Origin of the sequence: Gordonia sp. (in: high G+C Gram-positive bacteria) (assembly GCF_020438995.1) — a bacterium.
In the GTDB taxonomy this organism is placed as follows: domain Bacteria; phylum Actinomycetota; class Actinomycetes; order Mycobacteriales; family Mycobacteriaceae; genus Gordonia.
Map to the genome: position 1 here is coordinate 1 of NZ_JAGQTN010000289.1, position 9,858 is coordinate 9,858.

The 9,858-nt window shown below is 67.1% G+C and carries 7 protein-coding genes, 2 pseudogenes and 1 riboswitch; of the genes and pseudogenes, 3 read left to right on the forward strand and 6 right to left on the reverse strand.

Annotated features, from left to right (window positions below):
- The 3 genes from KDB67_RS20460 to KDB67_RS20470 form a co-directional block, all read right to left on the reverse strand.
- Positions 1 to 1,023: YhjD/YihY/BrkB family envelope integrity protein (locus tag KDB67_RS20460; protein WP_291020002.1), on the reverse strand; the 1,023-nt coding region annotated here is incomplete at its 3' end.
- Between the two features lie 41 nt (positions 1,024 to 1,064).
- Positions 1,065 to 2,111, reverse strand: coding sequence for a tryptophan--tRNA ligase (trpS, locus tag KDB67_RS20465; protein ID WP_291020004.1), 1,047 nt, complete (start codon positions 2,109 to 2,111; stop codon positions 1,065 to 1,067).
- A gap of 68 nt (positions 2,112 to 2,179) precedes the next feature.
- Positions 2,180 to 3,013 (reverse strand): exodeoxyribonuclease III, encoded by an 834-nt coding sequence (locus tag KDB67_RS20470; RefSeq protein WP_291020006.1) that lies wholly within the window; start codon positions 3,011 to 3,013, stop codon positions 2,180 to 2,182.
- A 277-nt stretch (positions 3,014 to 3,290) separates the two neighbouring features.
- A riboswitch (SAM riboswitch) is annotated at positions 3,291 to 3,407 on the forward strand.
- Between the two features lie 65 nt (positions 3,408 to 3,472).
- On the opposite strand from KDB67_RS20470, the pseudogene KDB67_RS20475 reads away from it, so the two are divergent.
- The 3 genes and pseudogenes from KDB67_RS20475 to KDB67_RS20485 all read left to right on the forward strand — a co-directional run bounded on the left by KDB67_RS20475 (position 3,473) and on the right by KDB67_RS20485 (position 7,172).
- Positions 3,473 to 4,784: pseudogene (locus KDB67_RS20475) on the forward strand (bifunctional o-acetylhomoserine/o-acetylserine sulfhydrylase).
- Between the two features lie 32 nt (positions 4,785 to 4,816).
- On the forward strand, positions 4,817 to 5,977 hold the full coding sequence (locus KDB67_RS20480; protein WP_291020021.1) for a homoserine O-acetyltransferase: 1,161 nt from the start codon (positions 4,817 to 4,819) through the stop codon (positions 5,975 to 5,977).
- 10 nt (positions 5,978 to 5,987) lie between these two features.
- Positions 5,988 to 7,172, forward strand: a complete 1,185-nt coding sequence (locus KDB67_RS20485) for a homoserine O-acetyltransferase (RefSeq protein ID WP_291020008.1) — start codon at positions 5,988 to 5,990, stop codon at positions 7,170 to 7,172.
- 36 nt (positions 7,173 to 7,208) lie between these two features.
- Here KDB67_RS20485 and KDB67_RS20490 read toward each other — a convergent pair whose 3' ends face one another.
- The 3 genes and pseudogenes from KDB67_RS20490 to KDB67_RS20500 all read right to left on the reverse strand — a co-directional run.
- Positions 7,209 to 8,801 carry an Hsp70 family protein gene (locus KDB67_RS20490; RefSeq protein ID WP_291020011.1) on the reverse strand — a complete coding sequence of 531 codons (1,593 nt, stop codon included), beginning with the start codon at positions 8,799 to 8,801 and terminating at the stop codon, positions 7,209 to 7,211.
- Between the two features lie 114 nt (positions 8,802 to 8,915).
- Positions 8,916 to 9,227: a DUF3017 domain-containing protein gene (locus KDB67_RS20495; protein WP_291020024.1), complete on the reverse strand. Its 312-nt coding sequence runs from the start codon at positions 9,225 to 9,227 to the stop codon at positions 8,916 to 8,918.
- Between the two features lie 131 nt (positions 9,228 to 9,358).
- Positions 9,359 to 9,858, reverse strand: a pseudogene (locus KDB67_RS20500) (bifunctional methylenetetrahydrofolate dehydrogenase/methenyltetrahydrofolate cyclohydrolase); the annotation flags it as partial.

Here is a 9,858-nt window from a genome sequence, read left to right on the forward strand (position 1 = left end):
CGCCAATGCACCGGCGATCACCGACGGCCGCGGCGTCGGGCTGACCGTATACGTCGGCGAAACGACGACGGTTCGTTGCTCGTCCTCTTCGGTCGGCGGCTCGATCTGGTCGACCACCTGGTATGCCTCGTTCCTCGGGTCGGTGGCGCACCAGGCCGTGGCGTACAACAGGATTCGCGATGCCAGGTAGGCGAACACCATGATGCCGATGATCGAGCCGAAGGCCGCACCGGCCGGGCCTCTGGTCACCGATGTCAGGTAGATGCCACCGAAGGTCTTGAGGATCTCGAAGGCCACCGCCATCAGCAGACCGGCCCGCAGGCAACGGCGGAACGGCACTTTCATCAGCGGCAGGCGTGCCTGGACGAAGGTGAACAGCATCCACGACGCACACAACGAGACGGTGATCGACGTTACCCGGATAAGGGTTGCCGCCCAAGGCATGTCGTCGATCATCAGCCACTTCATGCTCTCGTTGAGCAGCCCGCTGCTGCCCAGTGCGCTCAGCGCCATCGTGACGATGAATGCCAGGCCGAGGACCACGAAGGTCAGCAGGTCGCCGAGCTTGGCCAGCACCGCGTTGCGTTTGATGCGGCCGCCCCACATTTCGGTCAGCGCCATCCGCACGCCCGACATCCAGCCGACACCGGTGAACGCGGCACCGAGCAGACCGACCGCACCGACCGTGGCGCGGGAGGAAATCGCCGAATCGATCAGATCGGACACCTGGGAGCCCATGTCGCCGGGCATCTGCTCGACGACCGAGTCCTGGATCTTGTCGAGCCACTCCTGATTGCCCGCCAGGACATAACCGGCGATGGCGAACGCGACCATCAGGACCGGAATGAGCGCCAGGATGCCGGTGAAGGCGATGCTGGCACCGTGCAGGTTTCCGCGGCGTTCGCCGTATCGGGTGACCGTGTCGAGGATGTGTTTGAGCAACGGCCATCGTTGCTGTGCCTCGGCGAACTTCTCCTTCCCCGAGCTCACCGCGCCCTTGGCCGAATCGATCGCAGAACTCATCCCCGATGTCTCCCTCGTCGCGATGCGAGGGAGATGCGCCCTCACACCTTCGGTGCCAGGAAGCCTACTTTGTCATACACAACCTTGAGTGTGTCCGATGCAATCTCGCGCGCGCGTTGTGCTCCCACCGCGAGGATCCCGTCGAGATACGCCGGATCTGCGGTGTATTCGGCGACCCGCCCACGCAAGGGCTCCACGAAATCGGACAGCACCTCGGCGGTGTCGACCTTCAGGTCGCCGTACCCCTTACCCGCGTACTTGGCGACGAGGTCATCGACACCGACGCCGCTGAGCGCGGACTGGATGGTCAGCAGGTTGCTCACACCCGGCTTGTTCTCGCGGTCGAAGCTGATCTCGGCACCGGTGTCGGTGACCGCGGAACGGATCTTCTTGGCCGAGCGGTTCGGGTCGTCGAGCAGATTGATCAGGCCCTTGTCTGTGTCGGCCGACTTGCTCATCTTCGAGGTCGGGTTCTGCAGGTCGTAGATCTTGGCGAACTCGGACACGATGAACGGCTCGGGTACCCGGAGCGCCCGGCCGAACCGCTTGTTGAAGCGTTGCGCAAGATCGCGGGTCAGCTCCAGATGCTGGCGCTGGTCCTCACCCACCGGCACCAGATCCACCTGGAAGGCCAGGATGTCGGCGGCCATCAGGATCGGGTAGGTGAACAGGCCCACTCCGGCCGCATCCACCCCCTGCTTCGCGGACTTGTCCTTGAACTGGGTCATCCGGCTCGCCTCGCCGAAACCGGTGAGGCACGAGAGCACCCACGTCAGCTGCGCGATCTCGGGAACGTGCGACTGGACGTAGATCGTCGCGCGGCCGGGGTCGACGCCCACCGCCAGCAACTGCGCCACCGCCACCCGGGTGCGCTCACGCAGCACTTTCGGGTCATGCGGCACCGTGATCGCGTGCATGTCGGGGATGAAGTAGAAGGCGTCGAAATCCTCTTGCAGCTGCACCCACTGACGGACCGCCCCGAGGTAATTCCCGAGATGAAAGGAGTCACTGGTCGGCTGGATTCCGGACAGGACCCGCTTGCCGCTGCGGGGTTCGGCTCCTGCGCCGGCGGCGTCTTCACTCGTCATGGGTTCCAGTGTCTCAAAGCCGTTCAACCGGATTATGTCGGCACGTCGTCCTGTCGCGCGCGGGCACGTCAGCCGAAGGTGACGGTCACAGGTGCGTGGTCGGACCAGCGCAGATCGTAGGCGTCGGCCCGGTCGACGACCGCCGCACCCGCCCGCGCCGCCATCGGCGCATTCGCCAGCAGGTAGTCGATGCGCCAGCCCGCGTCGTTGTCGAAGGCCTTACCGCGCCACGACCACCAGCTGTACGGTCCCGCTGCCTGTGGGTGCAGGTCCCGGACGACATCGGACCATCCCGACGCCAGCAGACCCGCGACCCACTCGCGCTCGTGCGGCAGGAATCCGGGGCTCTTGAGGTTGCCCTTCCAGTTCTTGATGTCCGCCTCGGCGGGAGCGATATTCCAGTCGCCACCGACGACCACTCCCCTCGACTGTGCTCCGAGGTGGCCGAGATGGACGCCGAACTCGTCGAGAAAGCGCTTCTTCTCCTCGAACTTGGCCGCGTCCTGCGGGGTGTCGGCGGCACCCTTGGGCAGGTACAGGCTGGCGACGGTCAGCTCGCCTGCACCGGGGTCGGTGAAGTCGGCCTCGACATACCGGCCGAGGCCGTCGAACTCGGTGCTGCCGAATCCGGTCCGCACTGCGACGGGCTCGGTGCGGCTCAACACACCCACGCCGGCATGCCCTTTCACCGACGACTCGGTCATCGTCAGATGCCAGCCGCTCGCCAGTGCCGGAGCCAGCGCGTCATCGGCCTGCTTGTGCGAGGCCCGGATCTCCTGCAGAAGGATCACATCGGAGGCCGTGTGCGACAACCAGCGCAGCATTCCCTCGTTGCGTTCGTTGCGTTGTTTGACCGCGGCTCGGATGCCGTTGACATTGACCGTGGTGATGACGATGGACACGGCTCCCGAGCCTACGTGCCGACGCGAGGATCACCCACCCCGGACGGCGCGACGAATCACCGCCGGTTCGTTGCGGCGGATCGGCGGACTGCAGGACGGGTCGGGTGGATTCAGCCGGCACGAAAGCCGCAACGGCGACAGACAGCGGCACCATTTTCGGAAGGCCACGGTGAGATCGTTCACACAGCTCATGGCGGCGCCGATATCGGCGGCGTTGCAATCGATCTGAGTAGGAGGGTTCTCCTTGCCCCGAATCGGTGTTATATCCTTGTCGCCAGGTCATGAGTATCAGCGCAAAGCCCCGGCTCGCTGATCGGCAACCCTCCATCCGCGGTGGGGTGCTCCGGGTGATGACCGGGTTGGGGGCCGTCAGGCCTCCCGGCAAGCGCGGGTCCGAAGGTCGGACCCCACCAGGGTCTCGCATGGCCCTGCCGACCGTAGAAAGTTGTGTATCACGTCATGTCTGACGCAGCGAATCCAGCGGACAACTGGAGCTTCGAAACCAAGCAGATCCACGTCGGCCAGTCGCCGGATCCGACGACCGGCGCGCGCGTTGCCGATCTACCAGACCACCAGTTATGCCTTCCAGGACACCCAGCACGCCGCGAGCCTGTTCGGCCTGGCCGAGCCCGGCAATATCTACACGCGCATCATGAATCCGACGCAGGACGCGGTGGAACAGCGTCTGGCCGCACTCGAAGGCGGTGTCGCGGCATTGCTGGTGGCCTCGGGCCAGGCAGCCACCACCTACGCGCTGCTCAATGTGGCCGAGGCGGGCAGTCACGTGGTCGCCAGCCCCCGGCTGTACGGCGGAACCTACAACCTGTTCCACTACACGCTGCCCAAGCTGGGTGTGGAAGTCACCTTCGTCGACGATCCCGAGGATCCCGCTTCCTGGCAGGCCGCGGTCCGCGACAACACCCGTGCCTTCTACGGTGAGTCCATCGCCAATCCCGGCAACGAGATCCTCGACATCAAGGGAATCTCGGAAGTGGCCCACACCAACGGCGTGCCGCTGATCGTCGACAACACCGTGGCCACCCCGTACCTGCTCAACCCGCTCGCCCACGGAGCCGACGTCGTGGTCCACTCGGCCACCAAGTACATCGGCGGCCACGGCACCGCGATCGGCGGCGTGATCATCGACGGCGGAACCTTCGACTGGCGGGTGCAGCGCGACGGCACCGACCTGTTCCCCGGATTCACCACCCCCGACCCCAGCTACCACGGCGCCGTGTTCGCCGATCTCGGCGCGCCGGCATACGCGCTGAAGATCCGCGTGCAGTTGCTGCGCGACACGGGTGCGGCGATCTCGCCGTTCAACGCCTTCCTGCTGGCGCAGGGTCTGGAAACGCTGAGCCTGCGCGTCGAGCGCCATGTGGCCAACGCGCAGCGCGTCGCCGCGCATCTCAACGATCATCCGCAGGTCACGTCGGTGACCTATGCCGGTCTGTCGGCGTCGCCGTGGTACGAGCGCGGGCAAGAATTGGCTCCCAAGGGGCAGGGCGCTATCGTCGCGTTCGAGATCACCGGCGGAGTCGATGCCGGCAAGCGGTTCGTCGACGCGCTGACGCTGCACAGCCATGTCGCCAACATCGGCGACGTCCGTTCCCTGGTGATCCATCCGGCGTCGACCACCCACAGCCAGTTGACGCCCGAAGAGCAGCTCGCCGCCGGAGTGACCCCCGGATTGGTCCGGCTCGCCGTCGGTATCGAAGGTATCGACGACATCATCGCCGACCTTGAGCAGGGATTCGTCGCGGCCAAGTGAACAGGTGATGCGTGAGAACAAGTGAGCAACTCTTGCCGGTGAGTATTGACCAACCGGTAGCCGAGACCACCGGAGACCTCGACTGGGAGAACACTCCCGACGGGGAGCTGATGTACACCTCGGTGGGGCCGCTCACGCTCGACAACGGCGAGAGACTCGACGACGTGACCCTGGCGTTCCAGCGCTGGGGCACGTTGTCGCCCGCCCGCGACAACGTCGTTCTCACACTGCACGCTCTCACCGGCGACTCACATGTCACCGGGCCCGCGGACGAGAACCATCCGGACGCGGGCTGGTGGGACGGGCTGATCGGTCCCGGTTGCGCCGTCGACACCGGCCAATGGTGCGTCGTCTCGGCCAATGTCCTCGGTGGTTGCCGCGGGTCCACCGGACCGTCATCGATCGCACCGGACGGCCGGCCCTGGGGATCGCGATTCCCGCGGGTCACGATCGGTGACCAGGTGCGGGCCGAACTGGCCCTGATGGACGCGCTCAGCATCGGCCAGGTGGCGTCGGTCCTCGGCGGTTCGATGGGTGGTGCGCGGGCGCTGGAATGGGCTGTCGGACACGCCGACCGGATCCGGTCCGCGCTGGTGCTGGCTGTCGGAGCGCGCGCCACCGCCGATCAGATCGGCATCCAGTCCACCCAGATCACCGCGATCAAGGCCGATCCGGATTGGCTGGGCGGCGACTACTACGGCACCGGCCGGGCCCCCACCACCGGTATGGGTATCGCCCGGCGGATGGCGCACCTGTCCTACCGTGCCGAGGTCGAACTCGATGACCGGTTCGGCAACGACGCACAGGGTTCGGAGAATCCGCTCGCCGACGGCCGATACGCCGTCGAAAGCTACCTCGAACATCAGTCGGCCAAACTGGGCCGGCGATTCGACCCGGGTAGCTACGTCGTACTCACCGATTCGCTCAACACCCACGACGTCGGCCGGGGACGTGGCGGTGTCGAGGCCGCGTTGCGCGGCTGCACGGTACCCGTGGTCGTCGGCGGGATCGACTCGGACCGGCTCTACCCACTGCGCCTGCAGGTGGAGATCGCCGAGAACCTCGGCAATGCCGTCGGCGGACTGCATGTGGTGCGTTCGGACAAGGGCCACGACGGGTTCCTCACCGAGGCCGACGCCATCGGGGACCTGCTGCGGTACACGACCGAGATCGCCCGCGCAGGCCGCAGGTAGACTCCTGCCGATGACCACGAATCAGACGAGCGCAAATCAAACGAGCGCGAATCAAGGGGTCGGCAGTCTGTCGGATGTGACGTCCTGGGAGGACCTTCCCGACGGCCAGTTGGCCTACACCACGCTGGCTCCGCTGCCACTCGACAGCGGCGAGGTGTTCGACAACGTGACGATGGCGTTCCAGCGCTGGGGCACGTTGTCACCGGACCGCGACAACGTGGTCCTCGCGTTGCACGCGCTGACCGGCGATTCCCATGTCACCGGCCCGGCCGATGACGAGCACCCGGCCGGCGGCTGGTGGAGTGAGGTGATCGGCCAAGGGCGTGCCATCGACACCGACGAGTGGTGTGTCATCTCGATGAACATCCTTGGCGGTTGCCAGGGTTCCACCGGACCTTCGTCCATCGCACCCGACGGCAAGGCCTGGGGCTCGCGGTTCCCCAGGATCACGCTGCTCGACCAGGTCCGGGCCGAGGTATGGCTGATGGATCGGCTCGGCATCGACAAGGTCGCGTGTGTGATCGGCGGATCGCTGGGCGGCGCTCGCTCGCTCGAATGGGCCATCGGGTTCCCCGACCGGCTCCGCTCCGCACTGGTACTGGCGATCAGCGCCCGTGCCACCGCGTTCGAGGTCGGTATGCAAACGGCGCAGCTCGCCGCGATCAGAGCCCACCCGGACTGGCAGGGTGGTGACTTCTACGGCACCGGCAGGTCTCCCGCCGCGGCCATGGGTATCGCCCGCAGGCTCGCACATCTGACCTACCGCGGTGAGGCAGAGCTGGACGAACGATTCAGCAATTCACCCCAAACGGGTGAGGACCCCCTCACCGGCGGCCGCTACGCCATCGAAAGCTACCTCGAGTATCAGGCGGAAAAACTGATCGAGCGATTCGATCCCGGCAGCTATGTCCTCCTGACCGAGGTGGCCAATCTCCACGACGTCGGCAGGAATCGGGGCGGGGTCGAGGCGGCGCTGCGTGGCTGTACCGTTCCCGTGGTCATCGGCGGTATCGACTCGGACATGCTGTTTCCCCTGCGCCTGCAGAACGAGCTCGCCGAGGGTCTCGGAAACTCCGTCGGCGGGCTGCATGTGGTGCATTCGGAGAAGGGACACGACGGCTTCCTCACCGAGACCGACGAGGTCGCCGATCTGCTGCGGTACACGGCCGAAGTCGCGCGGCAAACCCGTCCGTAGGACGGGCACAGCCGTCTCCGGACCGGACCGGCGGTCCTAGGGATTCTCCGACGTGCCTTCCGGTTCCGGCACCTCGGTGCCTGACTCCTGGTCGGTGCCCGACGTCGACTCCGCCGTGGGCCCGGCGTCGGCCGGGGCACTGATCTGGTTACCGCTCCCCGAATCCGAGGGCACCTCACCGGCGGTCGGCCCGGACGACGGATCCGAGCCCGGGTCGCTCGGCTCCGGACTCCCCGACGACGGCGTTTCCGGCTTCTCCGGTGAGGATGGTTCCCCGGTCTGTGAGGGTTCCCCGGTCAATGACGGCGGTCTGGTCGTCGACGGTCCCGGGGCCTGCGCTGACGTCTCGGGCCGCAGCGGAGGCGGGACAAGCGTGGTCTTCGGCACACCGTCGTCGGCGGGCGGTGCCGGACGCAGAGTCGTGGTCGACGACGCCTCCGGCGGCGGGAGTTCGATCGTGGCCCAGCCCGGCGTGTCCGTCCACGACGGTTCGGTCCGCGGAACCCTGGAGGACAGCTGCGTCCGCCGTTGTTCGGGTAGGCGCCGGTATGAGCGCGTCGTCGCCCCGACCGCCGACGAACGGTCCATCGACGGTTGCTCGGCCACGGTCGGTGCTTCCACCGGGCCGGGCACTTCACGTCCTGCCAGGGTGGTGCCCACCGCGTACAGGGTCATCAGCACCGCACCGAGGAGCGCGGCCACTACCGCCAGCGGCAGCGGGGACAGCAGCCCGCGGGTGATTCCGCCGCCGATGACCGTCTGTCGCGAGGCGCCCGCCCGGGCTGCCGCGAGCCGTGCGGCACCGACCGCCGACGCCAGCTCCGGCATGGCCGGGATCACCGCGGCTCTGCTCCCATGGCGGGTCACGATCGTCCGTACCGCCGGAATGTTCGCAAGCCCGCCGACCAGGACCACGGCCTCGGGGTCCGCACCCCGCTTCGCCGCGACGGCCAGGGCATCGGCAACGGCACGCCGGGCCCGCGCAACCATCGGTGCGACCGCATCGGCGACCATGCCCTCGGTTACGTCGACCTTGCCGACCCCGGCGACGTGCGGGATCTGCCCCTGTGTGCTGTGTGCCGACTGGGCCGGATCCTCTTTTGCCGTGCGGCAGGCGCTGATCACGTCGCGCAGGCCCGGACCGAATCCCGGGCCGTCGGCGATGTCCGGTTCGGACCGGGTCACCGACCGGGCGATGGCCTCGTCGATGCTGCGGCCGCTGATCGCCCGGGAACGCATGGCCTCCCCGGTGCACAGCGTTGCCGGGTCGACCGTGTACATCGACATTCCGCTGTCGCCGCAATCCACCACGAGGACCGACGAGTACCTGTCGATCTCACCGGTGCCGGACAGGTACTTGGCGATGGCCTCGTCGTCGGCGAAGAGGCGGATCTGCCGACGGGTGCCCGATCCCTTGCCCTCCACGGCGCGACGCCGGGTACCGACGGGGGTGGCCACCCCGATTGCCGTGACATGCAGATCCTGATCGCCGGCCGCGTTGAGCATGATGTCGATACCGGCGTTGACCCGGCCGACGTCGTCGAGACCGTCACGATGGTCGACGTCGATCACTCTGCTGTCCACCACGCTGCGCCCGGACTCGTCGTCGGTCAGCAGGACGTAGTGCACCAGGCCCCGCCCAACCGATACTCCCAGGGCTGTGGAGCCCTGGGATGCGGTTCTGCTGGGTGCTGCTGGAAAAGTGATGGGCGATCTCCCGATCGATTGAAGTAGTTAGCAATCCTACTGTAATGAATCCGTGCCCAACGAGTCGATCGATGTGGCGAGCCACAGTATCGCCACGCCTGCGGAGGCCATCAGCGCCGAATCGAACGCACGCCCTCTGACCTGCAACAATCCGGCACGCTCCGACGGCAGCAAAGCCCGTAGGAGTGAACCGAGTAACAAAGCCGAACCGAGGACGAATACCCCACGCCGCCAGCGATCGAACGTCACGAAGACGGCCGCGAGCAGTGCCGCGAGTAGCACCAGGATGTATGGCAACTCCACCAGCAGCGCCCGCAGCGGGCCCACCCGCTCATGTTCCTCGTCCAGTGCCCCGGCTTCCGAGACTTCGGTGTCCGGGACTTCGGTATCCGGGGCTGCGGTGTCCGGGGCTGCGCTGTCCGGGAGCGGAGCGTCAGGCGACGCGGAGTCAGGGGGCGATGCGTCGGGCGTCGGCGAGGTCATCGGCGTGCGGCGAGTTGCGCTTCGGCCCGTTCGACGACATTCACCAGCAGGAACGCCCTGGTCAACGGCCCAACCCCACCGGGATTGGGCGAGACGGCCCCGGCCACGTCCCACACGTCGGGGGCGACGTCACCGACGAGTCCCTGCTCGTTGCGGCTGACCCCGACGTCGATGACGGCGGCCCCCGGTTTGATCATGTCGGCGGTGATCAGGTGCCCGACTCCCGCCGCGGCGACGACGATGTCGGCCCGCGACACCTCGGCAGCCAGGTCCCGGGTGCCGGTGTGGCAGAGGGTGACGGTCGCGTTCTCGCTGCGGCGGGTCAGCAGCAACCCGATCGGCCTGCCGATGGTGACGCCGCGGCCGACGACGGCCACCCGCGCCCCGTCGAGCGGGATGTCGTAACGGCGCAGCAGGTGGATCACACCGCGCGGGGTGCAGGGCAGCGTCGATTCCTTACCCAGCACGAGCCGTCCCAGGTTGATGGGATGCAGGC